Source organism: Pseudomonas sp. 478, assembly GCF_003254125.1.
Taxonomy (GTDB): Bacteria; Pseudomonadota; Gammaproteobacteria; order Pseudomonadales; family Pseudomonadaceae; genus Aquipseudomonas.
The window spans coordinates 1-25,259 of record NZ_QKZG01000021.1 but is presented as its reverse complement, the minus strand read 5'-3'; the positions used below and the strand labels follow the sequence as shown (position 1 = coordinate 25,259).

At 58.5% G+C, this 25,259-nt stretch carries 21 protein-coding genes and 1 tRNA gene; 17 read left to right on the top strand and 5 right to left on the bottom strand.

What is annotated here, in order from left to right; all coding sequences use genetic code 11:
* Positions 1 to 44: 44 nt before the first annotated feature.
* The 3 genes from DFS28_RS29225 to DFS28_RS29215 all read left to right on the top strand — a co-directional run bounded on the left by DFS28_RS29225 (position 45) and on the right by DFS28_RS29215 (position 4,168).
* Positions 45 to 1,316 carry a YeaH/YhbH family protein gene (locus DFS28_RS29225; RefSeq protein WP_008147198.1) on the top strand — a complete coding sequence of 424 codons (1,272 nt, stop codon included), beginning with the start codon at positions 45 to 47 and terminating at the stop codon, positions 1,314 to 1,316.
* Positions 1,313 to 2,875 (top strand): SpoVR family protein, encoded by a 1,563-nt coding sequence (locus DFS28_RS29220; RefSeq protein WP_074871405.1) that lies wholly within the window; start codon positions 1,313 to 1,315, stop codon positions 2,873 to 2,875. Before DFS28_RS29225 ends, DFS28_RS29220 begins: the two co-directional genes overlap by 4 nt.
* A 63-nt stretch (positions 2,876 to 2,938) precedes the next feature.
* Positions 2,939 to 4,168, top strand: coding sequence for a multifunctional CCA addition/repair protein (locus tag DFS28_RS29215; RefSeq protein WP_111452552.1), 1,230 nt, complete (start codon positions 2,939 to 2,941; stop codon positions 4,166 to 4,168).
* Between the two features lie 82 nt (positions 4,169 to 4,250).
* Here the strand turns inward: DFS28_RS29215 and folK are convergent, their stop codons facing one another.
* Positions 4,251 to 4,769 (bottom strand): 2-amino-4-hydroxy-6-hydroxymethyldihydropteridine diphosphokinase, encoded by a 519-nt coding sequence (gene folK, locus DFS28_RS29210; RefSeq protein WP_008147195.1) that lies wholly within the window; start codon positions 4,767 to 4,769, stop codon positions 4,251 to 4,253.
* On the bottom strand, positions 4,760 to 5,116 hold the full coding sequence (folB, locus tag DFS28_RS29205; RefSeq protein WP_008147194.1) for a dihydroneopterin aldolase: 357 nt from the start codon (positions 5,114 to 5,116) through the stop codon (positions 4,760 to 4,762). The genes folK and folB overlap by 10 nt, the downstream gene beginning before the upstream one ends.
* 74 nt (positions 5,117 to 5,190) lie before the next feature.
* Here folB and plsY point away from each other — a divergent pair, with 74 nt between their 5' ends.
* Positions 5,191 to 5,760: a glycerol-3-phosphate 1-O-acyltransferase PlsY gene (plsY, locus tag DFS28_RS29200; protein ID WP_008147193.1), complete on the top strand. Its 570-nt coding sequence runs from the start codon at positions 5,191 to 5,193 to the stop codon at positions 5,758 to 5,760.
* Positions 5,761 to 5,783: 23 nt separating this feature from the next.
* Here the strand turns inward: plsY and tsaD are convergent, their stop codons facing one another.
* Entirely contained in the window at positions 5,784 to 6,809 is a 1,026-nt protein-coding gene (gene tsaD, locus DFS28_RS29195) for a tRNA (adenosine(37)-N6)-threonylcarbamoyltransferase complex transferase subunit TsaD (RefSeq protein WP_111452551.1), read from the bottom strand.
* 199 nt (positions 6,810 to 7,008) lie between these two features.
* Here tsaD and rpsU point away from each other — a divergent pair, with 199 nt between their 5' ends.
* From rpsU to DFS28_RS29165, 5 genes are all read left to right on the top strand, one after another.
* Complete coding sequence (rpsU, locus tag DFS28_RS29190; RefSeq protein ID WP_002551877.1) at positions 7,009 to 7,224, top strand: 30S ribosomal protein S21; 216 nt, start codon at positions 7,009 to 7,011, stop codon at positions 7,222 to 7,224.
* A 482-nt stretch (positions 7,225 to 7,706) separates the two neighbouring features.
* On the top strand, positions 7,707 to 9,674 hold the full coding sequence (dnaG, locus tag DFS28_RS29185; RefSeq protein ID WP_111452550.1) for a DNA primase: 1,968 nt from the start codon (positions 7,707 to 7,709) through the stop codon (positions 9,672 to 9,674).
* Positions 9,675 to 9,741: 67 nt separating this feature from the next.
* Positions 9,742 to 11,592: an RNA polymerase sigma factor RpoD gene (rpoD, locus tag DFS28_RS29175; protein ID WP_010467151.1), complete on the top strand. Its 1,851-nt coding sequence runs from the start codon at positions 9,742 to 9,744 to the stop codon at positions 11,590 to 11,592.
* A gap of 122 nt (positions 11,593 to 11,714) precedes the next feature.
* Positions 11,715 to 15,461 carry an EAL domain-containing protein gene (locus tag DFS28_RS29170; protein ID WP_111452549.1) on the top strand — a complete coding sequence of 1,249 codons (3,747 nt, stop codon included), beginning with the start codon at positions 11,715 to 11,717 and terminating at the stop codon, positions 15,459 to 15,461.
* A gap of 15 nt (positions 15,462 to 15,476) precedes the next feature.
* Positions 15,477 to 15,553: transfer RNA gene (locus DFS28_RS29165), tRNA-Ile, on the top strand.
* Between the two features lie 81 nt (positions 15,554 to 15,634).
* Here the strand turns inward: DFS28_RS29165 and DFS28_RS29160 are convergent.
* Positions 15,635 to 15,940 carry an XRE family transcriptional regulator gene (locus DFS28_RS29160; protein WP_056741296.1) on the bottom strand — a complete coding sequence of 102 codons (306 nt, stop codon included), beginning with the start codon at positions 15,938 to 15,940 and terminating at the stop codon, positions 15,635 to 15,637.
* A gap of 585 nt (positions 15,941 to 16,525) precedes the next feature.
* On the opposite strand from DFS28_RS29160, the gene DFS28_RS29150 reads away from it, so the two are divergent.
* Positions 16,526 to 16,846, top strand: a complete 321-nt coding sequence (locus tag DFS28_RS29150) for a DUF3077 domain-containing protein (RefSeq protein WP_111452548.1) — start codon at positions 16,526 to 16,528, stop codon at positions 16,844 to 16,846.
* Between the two features lie 89 nt (positions 16,847 to 16,935).
* Here the strand turns inward: DFS28_RS29150 and DFS28_RS29145 are convergent, their stop codons facing one another.
* Positions 16,936 to 17,616: a peptidase M41 gene (locus DFS28_RS29145; RefSeq protein WP_111452575.1), complete on the bottom strand. Its 681-nt coding sequence runs from the start codon at positions 17,614 to 17,616 to the stop codon at positions 16,936 to 16,938.
* Positions 17,617 to 17,821: 205 nt separating this feature from the next.
* Between DFS28_RS29145 and DFS28_RS29140 the strand changes: the two genes are divergently transcribed.
* From DFS28_RS29140 to pqqC, 7 genes are all read left to right on the top strand, one after another.
* Complete coding sequence (locus DFS28_RS29140; protein ID WP_007980298.1) at positions 17,822 to 18,283, top strand: Lrp/AsnC family transcriptional regulator; 462 nt, start codon at positions 17,822 to 17,824, stop codon at positions 18,281 to 18,283.
* Positions 18,284 to 18,506: 223 nt separating this feature from the next.
* Positions 18,507 to 20,189, top strand: coding sequence for an NAD(P)/FAD-dependent oxidoreductase (locus DFS28_RS29135; RefSeq protein WP_046045362.1), 1,683 nt, complete (start codon positions 18,507 to 18,509; stop codon positions 20,187 to 20,189).
* Positions 20,190 to 20,201: 12 nt separating this feature from the next.
* On the top strand, positions 20,202 to 20,996 hold the full coding sequence (locus tag DFS28_RS29130) for a carbon-nitrogen hydrolase family protein (protein WP_111452547.1): 795 nt from the start codon (positions 20,202 to 20,204) through the stop codon (positions 20,994 to 20,996).
* Between the two features lie 48 nt (positions 20,997 to 21,044).
* Complete coding sequence (gene pqqF / locus DFS28_RS29125) at positions 21,045 to 23,477, top strand: pyrroloquinoline quinone biosynthesis protein PqqF (protein ID WP_111452546.1); 2,433 nt, start codon at positions 21,045 to 21,047, stop codon at positions 23,475 to 23,477.
* Between the two features lie 153 nt (positions 23,478 to 23,630).
* Positions 23,631 to 23,705 (top strand): pyrroloquinoline quinone precursor peptide PqqA, encoded by a 75-nt coding sequence (gene pqqA / locus DFS28_RS29120; RefSeq protein ID WP_009045898.1) that lies wholly within the window; start codon positions 23,631 to 23,633, stop codon positions 23,703 to 23,705.
* A gap of 76 nt (positions 23,706 to 23,781) precedes the next feature.
* Positions 23,782 to 24,693: a pyrroloquinoline quinone biosynthesis protein PqqB gene (gene pqqB / locus DFS28_RS29115; RefSeq protein WP_111452545.1), complete on the top strand. Its 912-nt coding sequence runs from the start codon at positions 23,782 to 23,784 to the stop codon at positions 24,691 to 24,693.
* Positions 24,694 to 24,819: 126 nt separating this feature from the next.
* A partial coding sequence (gene pqqC, locus DFS28_RS29110; RefSeq protein ID WP_146604233.1) for a pyrroloquinoline-quinone synthase PqqC occupies positions 24,820 to 25,259 on the top strand: 440 nt, incomplete at its 3' end.

Genomic DNA, 25,259 nt, shown 5'->3' with positions numbered 1-25,259 from the left:
GCATAACCGCTCGCCCCTTTCAGGACAGCTTCTAAGGAGCAGTCATGAGCTATGTGATCGACCGACGTCTCAATGGCAAGAACAAGAGCACGGTGAACCGTCAGCGGTTTCTGCGGCGTTACCGTGATCACATCAAAAAGGCTGTCGAAGAGGCGGTCAGCCGGCGCTCCATTACCGATATGGAACACGGCGAACAGATCAGTATCCCCGGCCGCGACATTGACGAGCCGGTGCTTCACCACGGTCGCGGTGGCAAGCAGACCGTCGTACACCCGGGCAACAAGGAATTCACCAGTGGTGAGCACATTGCCCGCCCGCCCGGAGGTGGCGGTGGCAGAGGCCCCGGCAAGGCCGGCAACTCGGGTGAAGGGATGGACGAGTTTGTCTTCCAGATCACCCAGGAGGAATTCCTCGAATTCATGTTCGAGGACCTTGAACTACCGAACCTGGTCAAGCGCAACCTGACCGGCACCGACACCTTCAAGACCGTTCGTGCCGGGATCAGTAACGAGGGCAATCCGTCGCGGATCAACATCATCCGCACCTTGCGCTCGGCCCATGCACGGCGAATCGCCCTGTCTGGCAGCAGCCGGGCAAAACTGCGCGAAGCCAAAGAAGAACTGCTGCGACTCAAGCGTGATGAGCCAGACAATTTCGGCGATATTCAGAAAGTTGAAGCAGAAATCGAAAAACTCAGTGCGCGCATTCATCGCGTACCGTTCCTCGATACCTTCGACCTCAAGTACAACCTGCTCATCAAGCAACCCAACCCCAGTTCCAAGGCGGTAATGTTCTGCCTGATGGACGTGTCCGGCTCCATGACCCAAGCGACCAAGGACATCGCCAAGCGTTTCTTTATCCTGCTGTACCTGTTCCTCAAGCGTAACTACGACAAGATCGACGTCGTGTTCATCCGCCACCACACCAGTGCCCGGGAAGTGGACGAAGAGGAGTTTTTCTATTCTCGCGAAACCGGCGGCACCATCGTTTCCAGCGCCTTGAAGCTGATGCAGGAGATCATGGCCGAACGCTATCCGAGCAATGAGTGGAATATCTATGCCGCCCAGGCCTCCGACGGCGATAACTGGAACGACGACTCGCCAATCTGCCGCGACATTCTGATCAACCAGATCATGCCGTTCGTGCAGTACTACACTTACGTTGAGATCACCCCGCGCGAACATCAGGCCCTTTGGTTCGAGTACGAACGCATCGCCGAAGCCTTCTCTGACACTTTTGCCCAGCAACAACTGGTCTCGGCCGGGGATATCTATCCGGTCTTCCGTGAACTCTTCCAGCGCAGGTTAGTGACATGACCGCCAAAGAGCAGAAGCGCCAACCCATTTCCACCGGCTCCGAATGGACGTTCGAGCTGATTCAGGCCTACGACAAAGAAATCAGTCGTCTGGCAGCTCGCTACGCGCTCGATACTTACCCTAACCAGATTGAAGTGATCACCGCCGAGCAAATGATGGACGCCTACGCCTCCGTCGGCATGCCGCTGGGTTATCACCATTGGTCCTACGGCAAACACTTCCTCAGCACCGAGAAATCCTACAGTCGCGGCCAGATGGGGCTGGCGTACGAAATCGTGATCAACTCGGACCCGTGCATCGCCTATTTGATGGAAGAAAACACCATCTGCATGCAGGCTTTGGTCGTCGCCCATGCCTGCTACGGGCATAACAGCTTTTTCAAAGGCAACTACCTGTTCCGCACCTGGACTGATGCCAGTTCGATCATCGATTACCTGGTCTTCGCCAAGCAATACATCATGCAGTGCGAAGAGCGCCACGGTATCGACGCAGTCGAGGACCTGCTGGATTCCTGCCACGCCCTGATGAACTACGGGGTCGATCGCTACAAACGCCCCTATCCGATTTCCGCCGAAGAAGAACGTCGTCGGCAAAAGGACCGTGAAGAGCATTTGCAGAAACAGATCAACGATCTGTGGCGGACCATTCCAAAAGGTGCAGACAAGTACAGCGACAAGGACAACGCGCGCTTCCCCGCCGAACCTCAGGAAAATATCCTCTACTTCATCGAAAAACACGCACCATTGCTGGAGCCATGGCAGCGGGAAATCGTGCGGATCGTGCGTAAGATCGCTCAGTATTTCTACCCGCAACGTCAGACTCAGGTGATGAACGAGGGCTGGGCCACGTTCTGGCATTACACCCTGATGAATGACTTGTATGACGAAGGCCTGGTGACAGACGGCTTCATGATGGAGTTTTTGACGTCCCACACCAGCGTGGTCTACCAACCCGGCTTCGACAGCCCCTACTACAACGGCATCAACCCCTACACCCTGGGTTTTGCCATGTACCGGGATATTCGCCGCATGTGTGAACATCCTACCGAAGAGGACTACCGCTGGTTCCCTGAGATTGCCGGCACCGACTGGCTGTCGAGCATCAAGTTCGCCATGAGCAGCTTCAAAGATGAAAGCTTCATTCTGCAGTACCTGTCCCCCCAGGTGATTCGTGACCTGAAGTTGTTCAGCATTCTTGATGACGACCAGAAGGAGGATCTGCTGGTCCCGGCTATTCATGACGAAGGTGGCTACCGCATCATCCGTGAAACCCTGGCGGCGCAGTACAACCTCGGCAATCGTGAACCCAACGTGCAGATTTACAGCATCGACCGGCGTGGTGACCGCTCGCTGACCTTGCGTCACCAGCAACACGACCGCAAACCGCTGGGCGAGTCCACCGAGGAAGTGCTCAAACACCTGCACCGTCTCTGGGGCTTCGATATTCATCTGGAAACCCTGCAAGGCGACCAGGTGATGAAAACCCACCACGTTCCGCCCAGAGGCGAGCACGCTGAAGGTGATTACGGGCGACTTGACCTGGCCGTTATCCATCTTTGATCCCGTTTCGGCCTCCGGAAGTTCGACGCAAAGGTTATTCTGTCGAGCTAACGGAGGTTTTTTATGCAGATTTATAAAGTCGGCGGTGCGGTACGCGATCGCCTGCTGGGCAGGCCTGTCACCGACATCGACTGGGTTGTGGTTGGCGCCACCACTGAAGAAATGCTCGCCAAGGGCTTTCGCCCGGTGGGTGCGGATTTCCCGGTGTTTCTTCACCCCAAAAGCGGTGAGGAATACGCCCTCGCCCGGACCGAACGCAAAAGCGGACGCGGTTACGGCGGCTTTACCTTTCACGCCAGCCCCGAAGTCACCCTCGAAGAAGACCTGATCCGTCGTGACCTGACCATCAATGCCATGGCCGAAGACGATCAACAGAACCTGACCGATCCTTACCACGGTCAGCGCGATCTTGAGGCGCGCTTGCTTCGTCATGTTTCCCCCGCGTTTGCCGAAGATCCGCTCAGGGTTCTGCGCGTTGCCCGCTTCGCAGCTCGTTACGCGGGGCTCGGTTTCACCGTGGCGCCGGAGACACTGGAACTGATGAGCCAACTCAGCGAATCAGGCGAACTGGAAGCCTTGACCGCCGAACGCAGCTGGAAGGAAATCTCCCGCGCCCTGATGGAAGATCAGCCACGGGTGTTCATCGAAGTGCTGCGCGAGTGTGGCGCTCTCAAGGTATTGATGCCGGAAGTCGATGCCCTGTTCGGCGTACCGCAACCGGAAGCCCACCACCCGGAAATCGACACAGGCGTGCACACTTTGAGCGTGCTGGAGCAAGCGGCGCGGCACAAACAACCACTCACCGTGCGTTGGGCCTGCCTGCTGCACGACCTCGGCAAGGGACTGACACCCGAGGAAGAGTGGCCGCGACACATTGCTCATGAGCACAAGGGCTTGAAGCTGATCAAAGCGGTCAACGAACGCTTCAAAGCGCCGAAGGACTGTCAGGAACTGGCTCTGCTGGTGGGCGAATATCACACCCACGGCCATCGCGCCCTGGAGCTGAAGCCGTCGACTTTGCTGGAGTTGCTGCAGAGTTTTGACGTTTACCGTCGGCCGCAGCGGTTCGAGGAATTTATCGCGGCGTGCGAGATGGACGCCCGAGGACGTAAAGGGCTGGAGCAGCGAAGTTATCCACAGGCTGATTATTTGCGCGGCGCGGCGAATGCTGCTCGGACCGTGGCGGTTCAGCCGTTGCTGGAGAAGGGATTCAAAGGACCGGAATTGGGTGAGGCGATCAAGCGAGAGCGGCTCAAGGCGTTGAAGGCTTACAAAGACGCGGCGTCCGCCTGAAAAGCTTCGCGAGCAAGCCCGCTCCCACAGGCTCTATGTAATCCCTGTGGGAGCGGGCTTGCTCGCGAAGGCTTCTTTCGCCTCACAACAAATTCGATGGGGTCAGCTGCTCGCCGCGCCACTCAAACGCTACCGGCGCCAACACCTGATCAATCTGCGCCTCACGCCACAACGTCGCAAAGCTCTTGCCTACCCCCGGATGCACGCGATCTGGCGCAATCAGCGACAACGGCCACAGCACAAAGGCATTTTTCAGAATTTCTGCCCGCGGCAGGATCAAGCCATCAAAGTTGCCCACCAGATCGCCAAACAGCAGCACGTCGATATCCAGCGGCAAACCCTTGCGATCCGGCGCATAACGGCCGTTGTCCGCCTCGATGAATTTCAGCCGGCGATCCAGCTCCATCAGCGGCAAATCGGTAAAAGCCGACACCACAAAATTGAAGAATGGCCCGCTCTTGATCCCCACCGGCTGGCTTTCGAACACCGCCGAGCAGCGTATATCCACCAGGAAACCGGCCAAGGCTTCCAGGCCAGCCTGCAAATGGGATTCGCGCTCGATATTGCTACCGAGCCCGAGAAACACCTGAGTCAGCGACATCCGCGCTCGATCTCCACGCCCACACCACCCGTGGCAGCCGGGATGGCGCCTGGCTTGGTCAGCTTGAGGCGCATCCAGGTGATGTTGAATTCGCTCATCAGGACTTCTGTCAGACGCTCGGCGAACGTCTCGACCAGTTGGAACTGCGCCTGCTCGGCAAAGGCCTGGATACGCGACGACACACTGGCGTAATCGAGCGCCAGCGTCAGGTCATCGCCAGCGGCGGCCGGGCGATTATCCCAGGCGAAACTCAGGTCAAGACGCAAGCACTGTCGGATGCCTCGCTCCCAGTCGTAGGCACCAATCACGGTGTCGACTTCCAGGCCCTCGATAAACACTCTGTCCAAGCACTTTTCTCCGCTGCACGACAAGGGCGCAATGCGCCGTTAGAATCAGGGCGTCCTCGCCCGGAATAGTTAGCATGTTTTGGTTACTGGCGACCCTCGCCTACCTGCTCGGCTCTCTGTCCTTCGCCATTTTGCTCAGCCGCCTGACCGGTAACCCCGATCCGCGAATGAGTGGCTCGGGCAATGCCGGCGCCACCAACATGTTGCGCCTGGCCGGCAAAAAACTCGCCGTCCTGACCTTGATCGGTGACCTCTTCAAAGGCCTGCTACCCGTACTGATCGCCGGCGTTGCGGGCCTTTCGCTTCAAGAACAGGCCTGGATCGGCGTCTGTGCCGTCATCGGCCACCTGTTCCCGTTGTACTTTCGCTTCCGCGGCGGCAAGGGTGTCGCCACCTCTGCCGGCATGCTGCTGGGCCTCTACCCGCCCGCCGCACTGCTGGCGGTCTGCGCCTGGCTGCTGACGTTCTACCTGACTCGCACCAGCTCACTGGCGGCCTTGATCGCTACACCGCTGACCCTGCCGCTATTGGCCTGGCAAGAACCGGCGGCACTGCTGCCCATGAGCGCACTCACGGGATTGATCGTCTGGCGTCATCGGGGCAATCTACGCGACCTGTTTGCCGGGCGCGAACGGCATTTTTAAATACCGGGCATGAGCGCTGCTCATCACAGCGCCGACAATTGCTCCATCGGCCAACGCGCCTGCACGCTGATCGCCAGGCTTTCGTGCTGACCGGCCTGCAAGCGCTGGCAGCCGGCAAAGGCAATCATCGCGCCGTTATCGGTGCAGAACTCCGGACGCGCATAAAAAACATCGCCCTTCATGTCGCCAAGCATCTTCTCCAGCGAGGCACGCAGTGCCTTGTTGGCGCTAACGCCGCCAGCGATCACCAGACGCTTCATACCAGCCTGCTTCAGGGCACGCTTGCACTTGATGGTCAAAGTCTCCACCACGGCCTGCTGGAACGCCAGCGAGATGTCGCAACGGGCTTGCTCGCTGTCGTCCCCGGCGCTGACGCTCTGCTGCCAAGTGTTCAGGGCGAAGGTTTTCAAGCCACTGAAACTGAAAGCCAAGCCCGGGCGGTCGCACATCGGACGCGGGAAAGTGAAACGTCCTGCAACCCCTTGCTCCGCCAGCCGAGCGATTTCCGGGCCACCCGGATAATTGAGGCCCATCATCTTCGCGGTCTTGTCGAAAGCTTCACCGGCGGCATCGTCGAGGGTCTCGCCCAACAGCGTGTATTGACCGATCCCGTCGACCTGAACCAGCTGCGTATGACCGCCAGACACCAACAAAGCGACGAACGGGAATTGCGGCGGTTGTGACTCCAGCATCGGCGCCAGCAGGTGACCCTCCATGTGGTGCACACCCAGCGCCGGAATACCCCAGGCGAAGGCCAGTGCCTGAGCGCAGGAAGCGCCCACCAACAAGGCACCGACCAGGCCAGGACCCGCAGTATAAGCGATGGCGTCGATCTCGGTCGGCACACAGTCAGCTTCGGCCAACACCTGACGAATCAAGGGCAGCATGCGTTTGACGTGGTCACGCGAGGCCAGCTCCGGCACGACCCCGCCATAGGCGCGGTGCAGGTCGATCTGGCTGAACAGCGCGTCGGCCAGCAGGCCGCGTTCACTGTCATATAATGCGACACCAGTTTCGTCGCAGGAGGTTTCTAATCCCAGTACTAGCATGGGTTTGCGCCTTGTTTAGGCTGAATTCGAAGGCGCGCATAATAGTCGCCATGTGATGCCCCGACTAGCGGTTTTCGATCAGAGGCTTTGCATTCCGAGCGATGAGGGGTTAACATCCGCAACCCTTAAAAACCGACGTCTTCAAGTGCTCTTTTGCCACGAGGATGTTGACCCCGGTAATGAATGAAGGTAGCTCTGGATGCCAGCCGTCAAAGTAAAAGAGAACGAACCCTTCGACGTAGCTCTGCGTCGTTTCAAGCGCTCCTGCGAAAAAGCCGGTGTACTGGCTGAAGTTCGTAGCCGCGAATTCTACGAGAAGCCTACTTCTGAGCGTAAGCGCAAAGCAGCAGCCGCTGTTAAGCGTCACGCCAAGAAAGTTCAGCGCGAACAGCGCCGCGCCGTTCGTCTGTACTAATACACAGACGTTCGTAGCAAGCTTCTGCCAAGCCCGGCCCTCAGCCGGGCTAATGGCATTTGCGGATAACGCTTGATGCTTCACCGTCAAAGCCGCACACGCGACCGAGACAAATCTGCTTCACAGCGTCAGACCTGGCTCTTTTGCCAGCGGTGCACGTCTTTTCTGACGAGCCTTCCAAGGCTACTGACGAGCACACCCACTGATTCCTCTCACGACGATCAGCCCAAGGCGCCTTCTTGCGCGCCAGCTTATGAGCTATCCGAGGCCATCGACAGGCCGCAGCGGATTTCAGCGCAACACTTTCAAATAGTCGAATACTGATTGGTACTAACGTCAGTGGATTTTCGGCAGATACACTTCCCGACAGCGATTACGCAGACGACACTGGTCGAGCCGCACATTTTGCGCGCCTCAAACAACGACCCGCGCTCAACCGCTCTTCGTTTCGGATCCATTGCAGCGCAGATGACGAGAACGCCATGGCCGGGCTAATTCCCCAGAGCTTCATTGACGACCTTCTGAACCGCACCGACATCGTCGATGTGGTCAGCTCGCGCCTGCAAATGAAAAAGGCTGGCAAGAACTACACCGCCTGCTGCCCGTTTCACAAAGAGAAAACCCCCTCCTTCAGCGTCAGTCCCGACAAGCAGTTTTATTATTGCTTTGGCTGCGGCGCTGGCGGCAACGCCCTCGGCTTCATGATGGACCACGACAATCTGGATTTCGTCCAGGCTGTCGAAGAACTGGCCAAAGCCGCCGGCATGGAAATCCCCCGCGAAGAAAGCGGACGGCCGCACAAACCGCGGCAGCCGACCGATTCGCCGCTCTACCCGCTACTCACCGCCGCCGCCGACTTTTACCGTCAGGCACTGAAAAGCCATCCATCGCGAAAAGCAGCTGTGGATTACTTGAAAGGCCGCGGACTGACCGGCGAAATCGCCCGAGACTTCGGCCTCGGCTTTGCCCCGCCTGGCTGGGACAATCTGTTCAAGCACTTGAGCAGCGACACCCTGCAACAGAAAGCCATGATCGATGCTGGCCTGCTGATCGAGAACGCCGAAACCGGCAAACGCTATGACCGCTTCCGCGATCGCGTGATGTTCCCGATCCGCGACAGCCGCGGGCGAATCATCGCCTTCGGCGGCCGGGTATTGGGCGACGACAAGCCGAAATACCTGAACTCACCGGAAACCCCGGTATTCCATAAGGGCCAGGAACTCTACGGCCTTTATGAAGCACGCAAGAACAACCGCAACCTCGACGAAATCATCGTCGTCGAAGGCTACATGGATGTTATCGCCCTCGCTCAGCAAGGCCTGCGCAATGCTGTCGCGACCCTGGGCACCGCCACCAGCGAAGAGCACTTGAAGCGCTTGTTTCGCGTCGTGCCCAACGTGCTGTTCTGTTTCGACGGCGACCAGGCAGGTCGAAATGCCGCCTGGCGGGCATTGGAGGCAGCGCTGCCGAGCCTGCAGGACGGGCGGCGCGCACGCTTTCTGTTTCTGCCTGAAGGCGAAGACCCGGACACGCTGGTCCGCTCCGAAGGCACTGATGCCTTCCGCGCACGGATCAATCAGCATGCCCAACCATTAGCGGATTATTTTTTTCAACAGCTGACCGAGGAATCGGACCCACGCTCGCTCGAAGGCAAGGCCCACATGGCCACCCTCGCCGCGCCGTTGATCGACAAAGTCCCGGGGGCGAACCTGCGCATCCTGATGCGTCAGCGCCTGACCGAAATCACCGGGCTTAGCGGTGAAGCCGTGAGCCAACTGGTACAAAGCGCACCCCTGGAAGCACCGCCGGCGTACGACCCGGGCATCGATTACGACGCCATGCCGGATTACAGCGACTACCATCAGCCGCAGGCGCAAGAGATGTATGTGCCGCAGCAGGAATGGACGCCGAAGAAACCCGGCGCCGGCGGCAAAAAATGGGACAAAAAACCGTGGGACAAAAACGGCAAACGCGGCAGTGATCACGATCAACCCCGCGCGCCACGGGTGCCGGCCGCTGTAGAGCCGCCGACCCTGGCCGCCTTGCGCACGCTATTGCATCACCCGCAACTGGCCGAGAAAGTCGAGGATGCCGGGCACTTTGCTGCCGAGGATCACACCAACACGCAATTACTGGTGGCCCTACTCGAAGCCGTGCAGAAGAATCCCAAGCTAAACTCATTTCAGTTGATTGCACGCTGGCACGGAACGGAACAAGGACGTTTGCTCAAGGCGCTGGCGGAAAAGGAATGGCTGATTGACGGAGATAACCTTGAACAACAGTTTTTCGACACCATTACTAGCTTGTCAGCCCGCCAACGCGAGCGAAACCTGGAACAACTCCTCAGGAAAGCACGTCAAAGTGAACTGAGTGCCGAAGAGAAAAATCAACTGCGCGACCTATTAAGTCGCAATGTTTCCGCAACAAGCCCGACCTCAACTGGCGCGTGAGGTCATAGCTCAGGTATAATCCTCGGCTTGTTTTTTGCCCGCCAAGACCTTCAGTGGATAGGGTGTTATGTCCGGAAAAGCGCAACAGCAGTCTCGTATCAAAGAGTTGATCACACTTGGTCGTGAGCAGGGTTACCTGACTTACGCGGAGGTCAACGACCACCTGCCGGAGGATATTTCAGATCCGGAACAGGTGGAAGACATCATCCGCATGATCAATGACATGGGGATCAACGTATTCGAGGTTGCGCCAGATAAGGATTCCCTTATGCTGGCCGACGCCGATACCGACGAAGCCGCGGCCGAAGAGGCAGCAGCTGCGTTGGCAGCGGTCGAGACCGACATTGGTCGCACCACCGACCCAGTGCGCATGTACATGCGTGAAATGGGTACGGTAGAGCTCCTCACACGTGAAGGCGAAATCGAAATCGCCAAACGTATTGAAGAGGGCATCCGCGAAGTGATGGGCGCAATTGCGCACTTCCCTGGCACGGTTGACCATATTCTCTCCGAATACACTCGCGTCACCACCGAAGGTGGCCGCCTGTCCGACGTCCTGAGCGGTTATATCGACCCGGACGACGGCATTGCGCCGCCTGCTGCAGAAGTGCCGCCGCCTGTCGACCCGAAAGCCGTGAAAGCGGACGACGACACCGACGACGACGAAGCCGAAGCCAGCACCGACGACGAAGAAGAAGCCGAAAGCGGTCCAGATCCAGTCATCGCAGCTCAGCGCTTTGGCGCTGTCTCCGATCAGATGGAAATCACCCGCAAGGCGCTGAAAAAGCACGGTCGTGGCAACAAGCTGGCAATTGCCGAGCTGGTGCTTCTGGCTGAGCTGTTCATGCCGATCAAACTGGTTCCGAAGCAATTCGAAGGCCTGGTCGAGCGTGTTCGCAGTGCCCTGGATCGTCTGCGTCAGCAAGAGCGCGCGATCATGCAACTTTGCGTTCGTGATGCCCGTATGCCGCGTGCCGACTTCCTGCGCCAGTTCCCGGGCAACGAAGTCGACGAAAGCTGGACCGACGCACTGGCCAAAGGCAAAAGCAAATACGCTGAAGCCATTGGTCGCCTGCAACCGGACATCATTCGTTGCCAGCAGAAGCTGACCGCGCTGCAAACCGAAACCGGTTTGACGATCGCCGAGATCAAGGACATCAACCGTCGCATGTCGATCGGTGAGGCCAAGGCCCGCCGCGCGAAAAAAGAGATGGTTGAAGCGAACTTGCGTCTGGTGATCTCCATCGCCAAGAAGTACACCAACCGTGGCCTGCAATTCCTCGATCTGATCCAGGAAGGCAACATCGGCTTGATGAAAGCGGTAGATAAATTCGAATACCGCCGCGGCTACAAATTCTCGACTTATGCCACCTGGTGGATCCGTCAGGCGATCACTCGCTCGATCGCCGACCAGGCCCGCACCATCCGTATTCCGGTGCACATGATCGAGACGATCAACAAGCTCAACCGCATTTCCCGCCAGATGTTGCAGGAAATGGGTCGCGAACCGACCCCGGAAGAGCTGGGCGAACGCATGGAAATGCCTGAGGACAAGATCCGCAAGGTATTGAAGATCGCTAAAGAGCCGATTTCCATGGAAACCCCGATCGGTGATGACGAAGACTCCCATTTGGGTGACTTCATCGAAGACTCGACCATGCAGTCGCCAATCGATGTCGCCACTGTTGAGAGCCTTAAAGAAGCGACTCGCGAAGTTCTGTCCGGCCTCACTGCCCGTGAAGCCAAGGTTCTACGCATGCGCTTCGGTATCGACATGAATACCGACCACACCCTCGAGGAGGTTGGTAAGCAGTTCGACGTGACCCGTGAACGGATTCGTCAGATCGAAGCCAAGGCGCTGCGCAAGCTGCGCCACCCGACGAGAAGCGAGCATTTGCGCTCCTTCCTCGACGAGTAATAACAAAACCCCCGGCGCAGGCCGGGGGTTTTGCTTTTATACAGATTAAATCCCCCGTACCTCCCCCCCTCCGAATTGCCCGTCTACACTCGAAACATTCCCCGAGCCATAACGAGACCGTTATGCCCAGACTGCCGACCGTGCTTTTTTTGCTGTCGCTGTTGACCTGGACCGCAACGGCTGGCGCGCTGACTCTGACCGACGAAGAACGTAGCTGGCTGGCGGCTCACCCGAACTTGCGTCTGGGTGTCGATGCGTCATGGCCACCCTTCGAGTTTCGCGACGATCAGGGCCGCTATCAGGGCCTTGCAGCAGACTATATCGACCGGATCCGTCAAACCCTGGCCATCAAGCTCACGCCCATCGAACCCGTCAGCTGGACCGCCGTCCTGGAGCAGGCCAAACAAGCCAAGCTGGACCTGTTGCCCGGCATCATGTCGACCCCGGAGCGCCAGACTTACCTCTCATTCACCCGACCCTACCTGGACTTTCCGATTGTCATCCTTGCCCATATCGGAGGCCCCCAGCCACGCAAACTCAAAGACTTGTACGGCCTGAAAGTCGCCGTGGTGGAAAACTACGCACCCCACGAGCTGTTGCGCACCCACAATCCCGACCTCAATCTGGTGGCGATGCCCAACGTCAGCTCAGCGCTGCAAGCGCTGGCTACCGATGAAGTGGATGCGGTGGTCGGCGATCTCGCCTCCAGCGTCTGGAGCCTGCGTCAGCTCAAGCTCGACGGGCTCTACGTCAGCGGTGAAACCCCCTATCGCTATCAATTGGCGATGGGCGTGCCCAAGAACAACAAGGTACTGGTCGGCATTCTGGATAAAGTCCTGGCGGACATGTCCCCGAACGAAATCAATGAAATTCAGGAGCACTGGGTCGGCAACGTCCTCGATCATCGAACATTCTGGAACGATCTGCTGGTTTACGGTCTACCGGGAATGCTGCTGCTGATCATCGTGTTGGCGATGGTTATCCGGATCAACCGCCGGCTGAGTTCAGAAATTGCCCGCCGGGTCGACCTGGAACAAGAACTGCGCAGCAGTGAATACCATTACCGCGGGCTGGTGGAGAGCCTTTCGGCCATCGCCTGGGAAGCGCGGATCAGCGATTTCACCTACAGCTATGTGTCCCCCCATGCCGAGGATCTGCTCGGTTACCCCTTGTCTCATTGGCTGATTCCGGGCTTCTGGCGCAACATTATCCACCCGGCCGACCTGACTCGCGCCCAGACCTTCTGTGATCACGAAGTACTGGCCGGGCGCGATCACAGCCACGATTACCGGGTCATCACCGCCGATGGCCGCTGCATTTGGGTGCGCGATATCGTCAGCCTGATCGAGCACGGCCATGAACCGGTGATGCGCGGGCTGATGATCGACATCAGCGACGCCAAGCGCACCGAAGAGGCGTTGCGTCTGTCAGAACAGAAGTTCGCCTCGGTGTTCCAGCAATGCCCGGACATACTAGTCATCGCACGACTCTCCGACGGCTGCCTGCTGGAGGTCAACGAAGCGTTCGAGGAACAGATCGGTCTCAAGGCCGAAGACGTCATCGGCCAGACAGCCACCGACCTGAACATCTGGGGCATACCCGGCGTCGGGCCGGGCTTGTTGCAACGGTTGCAGGCCGGCAGCATCCGCAACCTGGAGATGCCCTTTCGCCGCAACAATGGCCAAGTGTTTACCGGACTGATTTCCGCCGAGCCTTTCGACCTCGATACGACCGCGGCCTTGGTGGTCGTCGTACGGGACATCAGCCAGCTCAAGGAAACCCAGCAACAACTGCAAACCTCCGAAGAGAAATTCGCCAAGGCCTTCCATGCCTCACCCGACGGCTTGCTGTTGTCACGGCAGAGCGACGGTTTACTGATTGAGGTCAACGAGGGTTTCAGTCGCATTACCGGTTTCAACAGCGCGATGTCCGTGGATCGCTCCGTCCTCGAGCTGGGCATCTGGGTCAATCTTAACGAGCGCAAACAGATGCTCGATTTGCTGCACCGGGACGGTTTCGTCCGCGACTTCAGTTGCCATATACGCCGCAGCGACGGACAAATCCGCCTCTGCGAGGTGTCCAGCCGTCCGCTACCGATCGGCGATGAAGATTGCATGCTGACCATCGCCCGGGACATCACCGAGCGACACCTGATGCAGGAGAAGCTGCAACAGGCCGCCACGGTATTCGAGAGCACCGCCGAAGGTGTATTGATCACCGACACTCAACAGCACATCAGTGCGGTCAACCGTGCGTTTACCGAAATCACCGGCTACAGCGAGAGCGAAGCATTGGGCCATACCCCTCGCCTGCTCGCCTCGGGCCTGCACGACAGCGCGTTTTATGCCGCCATGTGGCATCAACTGACGGCCGAAGGTCATTGGCAGGGTGAAATTTCCAACCGGCGCAAGAATGGCGAGCTCTATCCGAGCTGGCTGACCATCAGTGCGGTGCGCAACCGAGACAAATTCGTCACCCATTTTGTCGCGGTGTTCGCGGACATTTCCAGCCTCAAACACGCCCAGGCCAAGCTCGATTACCAGGCACACCACGACCCGCTGACCGGGCTGCCAAATCGCACGTTGTTCGAGAGCCGATTGCTGACTGCGCTCAACAACCAACAGGAAAACGGCGGCCAGGGCGCGGTGTTGTTCCTGGACCTGGACCGTTTCAAACACATCAACGACAGCCTGGGTCACCCGGTCGGTGACCTGCTGCTCAAGGGCATTGCCGTGCGCCTCAAGGAGCAGTTGCGCGACATCGACACCGTGGCGCGCCTGGGCGGCGACGAATTCATCATCCTGCTGCCCGGTCTGCAACAATCCAGTGACGCCGACAACATCGCGACCAAATTGCTCAATTGCTTCGGCGCGCCGTTCCAGGCTGGCGAACATGAGTTTTTTATCAGCGCCAGTATCGGCACCAGCCTGTATCCCAAGGATGGCTGCGACGTCGCCACGCTGGTCAAGAACGCCGACGCGGCGATGTACCGTTCAAAGGCCAAGGGTCGCAACCGGGTCGAAAGCTACACCCGTGACCTCACCGCTCAAGCCAGCGAGCGAGTGGCACTGGAACATGAACTGCGACGCGCTATCGAGCGCAACGAACTGCACCTCCATTATCAACCGAAGATCAGCTTGGTCGACCATCGCCTGGTCGGCGCAGAAGCGCTCATTCGCTGGCGCCACCCGACCTTCGGCGATGTGCCACCGGAGCACTTCATTCCGCTGGCCGAAGAAAACGGCATGATCCTGCAAATCGGCGATTGGGTTCTCGAAACCGCCTGCCGGCAGATGTTCGAGTGGAATCAGGTTTACGAACCCGTCGGCCCGCTGTCGGTCAACCTCGCGGGCGCTCAATTGCGCCAGCCAAACCTGCTCGGCCGGATCGAACAATTGCTCAAGGACAACCACCTCAAACCCGATTTCCTGCAACTGGAAATTACTGAAAACTTCATCATGAGCCAGGCTGAAGAGGCGTTGGCAGTGCTGCATCAACTCAAACACCTGGGTGTGCAACTGGCGATCGACGACTTCGGCACCGGTTACTCGTCCCTGAGTTACCTCAAACGCCTGCCACTGGACATTCTCAAGATCGACCAGTCTTTCGTCCGCGGCCTGCCGGATGATCCCCACGACGCAGCCATCGTTCGCGCCATTATCGCCCTGGGCCGCAGCATGCAATTCACCATCATCGCCGAGGGCGTCGAAACCCTCGCGCAGCAGCAATTCCTCGCTACCGAAGGGTGTGAACAGATCCAGGGCTACATCGTCAGCCTGCCCTTGCCACCGGAAGAATTTGCCGCGACGTTTCTTCGTATAGCCATTTCAGACTTTTCGGATAGCACAGCCGAGAAACCGTCGCTATAATCCGCGGCCTACTGAGGGCCTATAGCTCAGTTGGTTAGAGCAGGGGACTCATAATCCCTTGGTCGTAGGTTCGAGTCCTACTGGGCCCACCAAACAAGAAAGCCGCGCAATGCGCGGCTTTTTCGTGTCTGCTGGAATAACTCAATCCCGACGAGCGCCTGCCGAAACATCACTCAGTTGGCAAAATTCTCGATCCTGACTTGGCCCTCAGGAAAGGTCGCGATAATTTCCAGTTCGCCGCCCATGGCGCGGATGTAGTTTCGCAGGGTGCTGATGTACATGTCTGTGCGCCGCTCCATTCTGGAGATCGCTGCCTGGTTGACGTGCAACGTCTTGGCCAGCGTTTCCTGACTCAGCTCTTGGGCCTTACGCAGCTCGTGCAGAGGCATTTCTTTCAGGTGCTGCTGGAACAACCGCTCTGCGTTAGCGCGAGACTCCGGCGTCATGCGAGCTTGCAGTTCAGCAAATTTTTTAGCCATCGTTGCGGCCCTCTTTACGCAATGTTTCCAAATGGTCGTCATACAATGTTTCCGCCTGCGGGACATGCTCGTCATACCAACGGTTTCGACCGTTTTTTTGCCACCCAAGGAATATGACCTCAAGGGAATAACTCTAGGCTTTAACAGCCGTGTGAACACCTTGGTTGCCAATCAAATTGTTAACGTTGGTTTCTGGTTGGATCTGGGTGTTCGGTGCCTGACGTTTGGTTGTGTTTACCTAAGGTGTCGAAATATCGGATGACGCCTGAGGACCTTGTAGGCAAACTCCGAAAATTGCATTTGGGCACTTTGCTGCCATGTTGCGTTTTTCTTCGACGGGATAATCTCCTGACGTCGCTGACCATTCAGCGATCGGGCTTGGAAACCCGTCGAACCTCAGCGCAACAGCACCCCATCACGACTGCAGACGTTTTATACGACTGCGAAACCTGTGTTATGGCGGCTGTGCGTGGGACGCCTTCGGGCGTGCCGGTTCCTTGGTTCCCGGTTTTCCAACCTGCGTACAGCCGTCACCCATTCGCTTGGAAACGAATGCGCCGGCTCCTTGAACCCAGGAGATTGAGCATGACCAAAACAAACCCGTCCGAACCTTCCGAACTGAAAACCATCGGCTTCACCTCGTTGATTTATTGCTCAAATCAAGCCCTGTTCAACGTCCGCCCCGGCGTCCCGATCAGCGATGCGCTGGCACAGGCTTCTGATTTTCTTTTCCTAGCCAAAGCGTTTGCTGTGGATGCCGCCTACGCAAAAGACACCGACCGCCATGCATGGGCTGCGCATTATCTGACGGCGATGAGTAAGGCTGTGATTGATGATGTGGTGAAGGTGCTGACACGAACTCCTGTTCAGACGAGACAGAAAGCCAACCAGCCGAACAACACATAATTACACCCGCGTTGAAGATTCCCAAAAAGGGACTTATCGCTCCCTTTTTGGGACCTATCGAGCCTGCCTGGCAGCCAACGCACTGGTCGCTACTTTCTATGCTGACCGGCATCACTGCAGCTGTCAGTCCAAACACTTACCACCGGAATGGCCTGCACCAGCCGCAGCCGCTCAAGCATTTCACCCGTCCATACGACTTCATACGTATCCGCCGCCCTGCCCCACTGCTCCACGATGACCATGCCGTCGACCAGCGCCCCTCCCAATCCGGTAATCGTCTCGGACAATTGCTCTACGATCGTTTGAGTCCGAAACCACACGCGATCAGTAATCTCTTTCAGCTCAGCCGTGATGCGATCAGACGAGGCCGGATCCGTATCGGGGTGGGCGATATTGCGCAGCAAGTGCCGTAACTCCCTTATTTTTGCGTAATCCTGTTCCGCCCCGAGCTCTCCTTTGAGGATGGCTGTCGCTTTCGATTTATCGACGCGTTTGTCGAGCGAAGGCTTTGAAACCAATGCCTGCCCCATAGCGCCAGCAAAGAGGACCATCATCCGCGCTTCCAGGTGTTCCCTCATGGCGTCCATCGACGAAATTGACCGCACCAAGCTAATGGACGCCCCGCCTTGATGCCGCAAGTCCATGGTCACTGTCAGGGTCACGCCACCCGTATCAAACCCCAAGGCTCGGGCAATCACGTAGTGAGCCATTTCGTGATTGGCAATTTGCAACGCACGTTCCCGTACAGCGGGCGGCATTTTCTTTGTCATTTCCATTGCCTCGCATCCCTCGATTTCGCATTCGACTACGGCTGACTGTTGGTGTCCATCCTGTCGATCGCGCCTTGTTCAAGCCAAAGAAAAACCCGACATGTAGAAAACGCTATGAACGGTACTGAGGCGAGATCAACCCTCCGCAGTGCGAGATGTGCCTGTAACATGCCAACCCATTGATCTGTGCCGCTGGAGACGACCCTTGCCTGACACCCGCCCGCCCGTTCTTGACGAAATCGACCGCCAATTGATTGCAGCCCTGCAGATCAATGCCCGCGAAAGCGTAGCCATGCTCGCCCGCCAATTGGGCATCGCTCGCACCACCGTCACTTCGCGGTTGGCTCGACTGGAAAAAGCCAAGGTGATCACCGGTTACGGCGTGCGTTTGGGTCAACGTGTCGTGGATGGCGGCTTGCAGGCGTACGTCGGGATCACGGTGCAACCGCGCTCGGGCAAGGAGGTGTTGCGGCGTCTCAGCGCGATGGCTCAGGTGCAGCAGTTGTGCGCGGTCAGTGGCGAATTTGATTACGTGGCGTGGTTGCGCACCGATTCACCTGAGCAGCTGGATCAGTTGCTGGATCAGATCGGCAGTGTGGATGGGGTGGAGAAGACCACTACGTCAATCATCTTGAGTAGCAAGATTGATCGGGGGCAGCCAGTTTGAGTTTTTTTACCGATAGCTCTTTGGTGTCTGGGAGGGCCTCATCGCGAGCAAGCTCGGCTCCTACATTGACGATGTGCAGCAAGCTGTCGTCATTCTGATCAAACTATTAGCAAAACGACGACACATTGCGTCTTATTAACGTGTTCTACGCTCTCTAGAATGGCTGGCATCTTTTCCTATACTCAGACGCGCATGCCGCGTCCGGTCGCCAGCAAGGTCAGCCATGAACAAGAACAATCGCCATCCTGCAGACGGTAAAAAACCAGTCACCATTTTCGGTCCGGACTTTCCCTTCGCTTTCGACGACTGGATCGAGCATCCGGCCGGCCTGGGCAGCATCCCTGCGCACAACCATGGCGCCGAGGTTGCGATCGTCGGTGCCGGCATCGCAGGTCTGGTGGCCGCCTACGAATTGATGAAACTGGGCCTCAAACCCGTCGTCTACGAAGCCTCGAAAATGGGCGGCCGTCTGCGCTCCCAGGCATTCAACGGCGCTGAAGGCATCATCGCCGAGCTCGGCGGCATGCGCTTCCCAGTGTCTTCCACCGCGTTTTATCACTACGTCGACAAGCTCGGCCTCGAAACCAAACCGTTCCCGAACCCGCTGACACCGGCCTCGGGCAGCACGGTGATCGACCTCGAAGGCCAGACCCATTACGCACAGAAACTGGCGGATCTTCCGGCACTGTTCCAGGAAGTCGCCGACGCCTGGGCCGACGCGCTGGAAGCCGGTTCGCAATTCTCTGACATCCAGCAAGCGATCCGCGACCGCGATGTGCCGCGCCTCAAAGAGCTGTGGAATACCCTCGTTCCGCTATGGGACGACCGCACGTTCTACGACTTCGTGGCCACTTCCAAAGCCTTCGCCAAACTCTCGTTCCATCATCGCGAAGTGTTTGGGCAGGTCGGTTTCGGTACCGGCGGCTGGGACTCGGACTTCCCGAACTCGATGCTGGAAATCTTCCGCGTGGTCATGACCAACTGCGACGATCACCAGCACTTGGTGGTCGGCGGTGTGGAACAAGTGCCATTGGGGATCTGGCGTCATGTGCCGGAACGTTGCGTGCACTGGCCAGAAGGCACCAGCCTCAGCTCCCTGCACAACGGCGCACCGCGTACCGGCGTGAAAAAAATTGCCCACGCGGCAGACGGGCGCTTTGCCGTCACCGATAACTGGGGCGACACCCGCGAATACGCGGCGGTGCTGACCACCTGCCAGAGCTGGCTGCTGACCACCCAGATCGAATGCGACGAAACCCTGTTCTCGCAAAAGATGTGGATGGCCCTCGACCGCACCCGCTACATGCAATCGTCGAAAACTTTCGTGATGGTCGACCGCCCATTCTGGAAGGACAAGGACCCGGAAACCGGCCGCGACCTGATGAGCATGACCCTCACCGATCGCCTGACCCGCGGCACTTATCTGTTCGACAACGGCGACGACAAGCCGGGCGTGATTTGCCTGTCGTACTCGTGGATGAGCGACGCGCTGAAAATGCTCCCGCAACCGGTGGAAAAACGCGTGAAACTGGCGCTGGATGCGTTGAAGAAGATCTACCCGAAAGTCGACATCGCGGCGCGGATCATTGGTGATCCGATCACTGTGTCCTGGGAAGCTGACCCGCATTTCCTCGGCGCTTTCAAAGGCGCCCTGCCCGGCCACTACCGCTACAACCAGCGCATGTACGCGCACTTCATGCAGGCCGATATGCCGGCCGAGCAGCGCGGGATTTTCATCGCTGGCGACGATGTTTCGTGGACGCCAGCCTGGGTCGAAGGCGCGGTGCAGACCTCGCTTAATGCGGTGTGGGGCATCATGAAACACTTCGGCGGTGAAACTCACGCCGAGAACCCGGGTCCAGGAGATGTGTTCAACGAGATCGGTCCGATCGCCCTGCCCGAGTAAGAGGATTCCGAAATGCGCGTAGCCCTTTACCAATGTCCACCGCTGCCCCTGGATGTCGCAGGTAATCTGCAACGTCTGCATCAATTGGCGCTGGAGGCCAAGGGCGCGGATTTGCTGGTGTTGCCGGAGATGTTTTTGACCGGTTACAACATCGGCATCGATGCCGTCAGCGTGCTGGCGGAGGTGCACAACGGTGAGTCGGCGCAGCAAATCGCGCGCATCGCCAAGACGGCCGGGATCGCCATTTTGTATGGTTATCCCGAGCGCACCGAGGACGGGCAGATCTACAACGCCGTGCAGTTGATCGACGCCAATGGCGAGCGGTTGTGCAACTACCGCAAGACTCACCTGTTTGGCGACCTCGATCACTCAATGTTCAGCGCCGGGCCGGATGAGTTTCCGCTGGTTGAACTCAATGGCTGGAAGCTCGGTTTCCTGATCTGCTACGACCTGGAGTTCCCGGAAAACGCTCGACGCCTGGCCCTGGCCGGCGCCGAGCTGATCCTGGTGCCGACGGCGAACATGATTCCCTACGACTTCATCGCCGACGTCACCGTCCGTGCCCGGGCCTTCGAAAACCAGTGTTATGTGGCTTACGCCAACTATTGCGGCAACGAAGGCGAGATCCAGTATTGCGGTCAGAGCAGCATTGCCGCGCCGGATGGCAATCGCATTGCCCAGGCCGGCCTCGATGAAGCACTGATTGTCGGTGAGCTGGATCGTCAGTTGATGGTCGATTCCCGCGCCGCCAATCGCTACTTCCTCGATCGTCGCCCCGAGCTTTACAGCGAGCTTAACAAGCGCTGATCCATCGTTATCCGCTAGCATTGGCACTTCTCTGTTCTGGAAGTGCTCATGCCTGCGCTGAACCACCCCCACCCTCACACTGAAACCCTGGCCAACGGTCTGCGGGTGACGCTGCGTCATGCTCCTGATTTAAAGCGCAGTGCTGCTGCGTTGCGGGTCGCGGCGGGCAGCCATGACGTGCCGCTGGCCTGGCCCGGACTGGCGCACTTTCTTGAACACCTGCTGTTTCTCGGCACAGAGCGTTTTCCCGCAAGCCAAGCACTGATGGCCTACGTCCAGGGCCATGGTGGTCAGGTGAATGCGCGGACCAGTGAACGCACCACGGACTACTTTTTCGAGTTACCGCCTCAGTCATTTGCCGGGGGACTGGAGCGCCTGTCGGACATGCTCGCTCATCCGCGTATGAATCCTGACGATCAGCGACGGGAACGGGAAGTGCTGCACGCAGAATTTGTCGCATGGTCTCGGGACACGGCCGCTCAACAGCAATTCGCGCTGTTCGACGGAGTTTCAGCGGCGCATCCCCTGCGGGCGTTTCATGCCGGCAACCGCTACAGCCTGCCGGTGCCGCAACCTGAGTTCCAGCACGCCTTGCAGGGTTTCTATCAGCGGTTTTATCAGACCGGACAGATGACGTTGAGCCTGACTGGGCCGCAGAGTCTCGATGAGTTGAGGGCAATGGCTCAGCGCTTTAGCGCTGCGATTCCCGTAGGGGAAAAGGTGCTGCAACAAGCGCCTACATCGCTGATGGATTCTTCGGACAAAAGTTATCAACAGGCTGGAGCGCGGCGACTGGATCTGCTGTTTGCCTTCGAAGCATTGCCCGATTCATCGCCCGAGGCGCTGGCGTTCCTGTGCCATTGGCTGAACGCCGCGAAACCCGGTGGTCTGCTGGCGGAACTGCGCGAACGCGGGCTGGCTGACAGCCTGAAAGCTGCGCCGTTGTATCAGTTCGCCGGCCAGGCTTTGTTGCACATCGAGTTCGCGTTGCATGCCAACGCGACGCCCAACGGGATCCGCGAACAGCTACAGGATTGGCTTGGATTCTTTGCCTCACAGCAACCTTGGGCCGGCTTGCGTGAAGAATACGCCGCCCTGCTGCAACGTCAGCAGCAAGTCAGCGGCGCCCTGCAACTGGCCCGACTGGACAGCGAACAGCGTGAAACCGGGTTATCAGAATTGGGCATTGCAGCCCTCAAGGAAGTCCTGGAAAAAATCGGCGCTGTGGATAACTTCACCGGCCAATGGCAACTGCCAACACCTAATCCATTTTTACGCGCAGAGGCTCCGGCCCCAAGTGCCGGACTGATCCGCGGCCAAACCAGCAAACACCGAGGCCTGCGGACCTTTGCCCAGGATCGCTCGCGCGGTCGTCGCGAACGTTCGCCCATGCAGTTCAGTCAGGCGTTGCCGGATAACAGTGCCGAAGGTGCCGTTTACCTGCGCTGGCGTCTGGACTCGGCACCTCGCAGCAACGTTCAGACGAGCCTGGAAAACCGCCTTCAGCCGTTGCGTGAAGACGCGCGTCAGGCAGGTGTCGACTTTTCCTTTAGCGCATCAAGTAATGAATGGCTGCTGAAAATGATCGGGCTACAGGAGCCGATGCCGACCGTCCTTGAACATGTGCTGAAAGAACTGACAACAGCCGATGCCGGTTTCTCGCAAGAAGAGCCGCCGAGCGTTGCGTTGATGCCGATTCGACAGCTGCTTAAAGCGCTGCCTGATCACTGCCTTGAGCGCACCGCTGACTCGGACGATTTGATGCAGCTTTGGTCGAGCGCACGCTGGGATGGTCTGGCGACCGGTCTGTCCGCCCAGACACAAGCGGCGATGGGCCTTGCCTTGAGTCGTGTGCCTGGCACTGCGGACAATCAACTGACACCGCCCTCGCCGATAAACGCGCAGCATCTGTGGAGCGCGGTCGATACCGGGTCCAGCGAACATGCGCTGCTGCTCTTCTGTCCGACCGCAACGGCAAATATCGCTGACGAAGCCGCCTGGCGCTTGCTGGCTCACGTCTGCCAGACGCCGTTTTACCAACGCCTGCGGGTAGAACTGCAGCTCGGTTATGCGGTGTTCAGCGCCCTGCGGCAGATCCATGGGCAGACAGGGCTGTTGTTCGGCGTGCAATCACCCAGCGTCGTCCCTCTGGATCTGCTGGAACACATCGAACACTTCCTGAGCGGATTGGCCGGGATGATCAACGACCTCGATGACGAGACCTTCATTGACCAACGCCAGGCACTGGCCGATCAATTCGATAGCGCAGCGCTGCCCAATGCGCAGGCCGCCGAACTGCTCTGGCAGGGCAAACTGGCCGGCCACTCGTCGGATTATCTGGAGCTTCTACCTCAGGCGATTCTGAAAATCGACCGCGAAACGTTACTGGCCGCAGCACAACGACTGAATCAGGCCGAAGGTGGTTGGCGCTGTCTGGCCAGCGGACCGGGCCCGGGCTCGCCTTGGCAAGCGGCAAAATGATCATTACCGGTGCTGCAATTAGCTTTCTCAAAGATTCCCGGCAATCGCCCTGTAATTTTGAGTAACATAGCCACCTAACTATCTGAACATCTCCGGCTGGAGGTGGACTATATGTATAGATCTCAACTGTCCCATCACCTGAAGGAGCGCTCTATGTCTTGGTCCAAACCTGCTTACACCGACCTGCGTATCGGCTTTGAAGTCACCATGTACTTCGCAAGCCGCTAATCTTTTTGTAGCGCAGTGCAACGCCTCGGCTCGCCGGGGCGTTTTTATTTTCAGTTTTCAAAATGATGGAGCGGCCATGTTTGTCCAGATTCTAGGTTCCGCCGCCGGCGGTGGTTTCCCCCAGTGGAACTGCAACTGCGTGAACTGCGCCGGTTTTCGCGATGGCAGCCTGAACGCCAAGGCGCGGACCCAGTCGTCCATCGCCATTTCCGATAACGGCGTGAATTGGGTGCTGTGCAACGCATCGCCGGACATCCGCGCCCAACTCCAGAGCTTCGCCCCGATGCAACCGGGCCGGGCCCTGCGCGATACCGGCATCAGCGCGATCATCCTGATGGACAGCCAGATCGACCACACCACCGGCCTGCTCAGCCTGCGTGAAGGTTGCCCGCACCAGGTCTGGTGCACCGACATGGTCCACGAAGACCTGAGCAGCGGTTTCCCGCTGTTCACCATGCTGACCCACTGGAACGGCGGGCTGACCTGGAACCCGATCGAGCTCGACCGCAGCTTCACCATCCCGGCCTGCCCGAGCCTGCGCTTCACCCCCTTGCCGCTGCGCAGCGCCGCCCCGCCGTACTCGCCGCACCGTTTCGACCCGCACCCCGGCGACAACATCGGCCTGATCGTTGAAGACCTGAACACCGGCGGCAAACTGTTCTACGCACCGGGTCTGGGCAAGGTCGACGCACCGCTGCTCGAGATCATGGCGAGCAGCGATTGCCTGCTGGTGGACGGCACTCTGTGGGATGACGACGAAATGCAGCGCCGTGGCGTCGGCACCCGCACTGGCCGGGAAATGGGCCACCTGGCGCAGAACGGCCCCGGCGGCATGCTGGAAGTGCTGGAACAACTGCCCAAACAGCGCAAAGTACTTATCCACATCAACAACACCAACCCGATTCTCGATGAGAATTCGTCGGAGCGTGCAGAACTGGCTCGGCGCGAGGTTGAAGTGGCGTATGACGGCATGAGTATTGTGCTGTAGTGGATGGCCTCTTCGCGGGCAAGCCCGCTCCCACAGTGGATCGCGTCACCCTGTGGGAGCGGGCTTGCCCGCGAAGGCGTCCGACCAGACACCAAAGAATCCACCGGTCGTACCCGGAGAACCGAAATGACTGACACCGCACTGTCCCCCGCCGAGTTCGAAGCGGCCCTGCGCGCCAAAGGCGCCTATTACCACATCCATCACCCGTACCACGTGGCGATGTATGAAGGCCGGGCAACGCGCGAACAGATCCAGGGCTGGGTCGCCAACCGTTTCTATTACCAAGTGAACATCCCGCTCAAGGACGCCGCGATCCTCGCCAACTGCCCGGACCGCGAGATTCGTCGTGAGTGGATTCAGCGCCTGCTCGACCATGACGGCGCCCCCGGCGAAGACGGCGGAATCGAGGCCTGGCTACGTCTGGGTCAGGCCGTCGGCCTCGACCCGGATCAGCTACGCTCGCAGGAATTAGTACTGCCCGGTGTACGTTTTGCCGTCGATGCCTACGTCAACTTCGCCCGCCGTGCCAGTTGGCAGGAAGCCGCCAGCAGCTCGCTGACCGAACT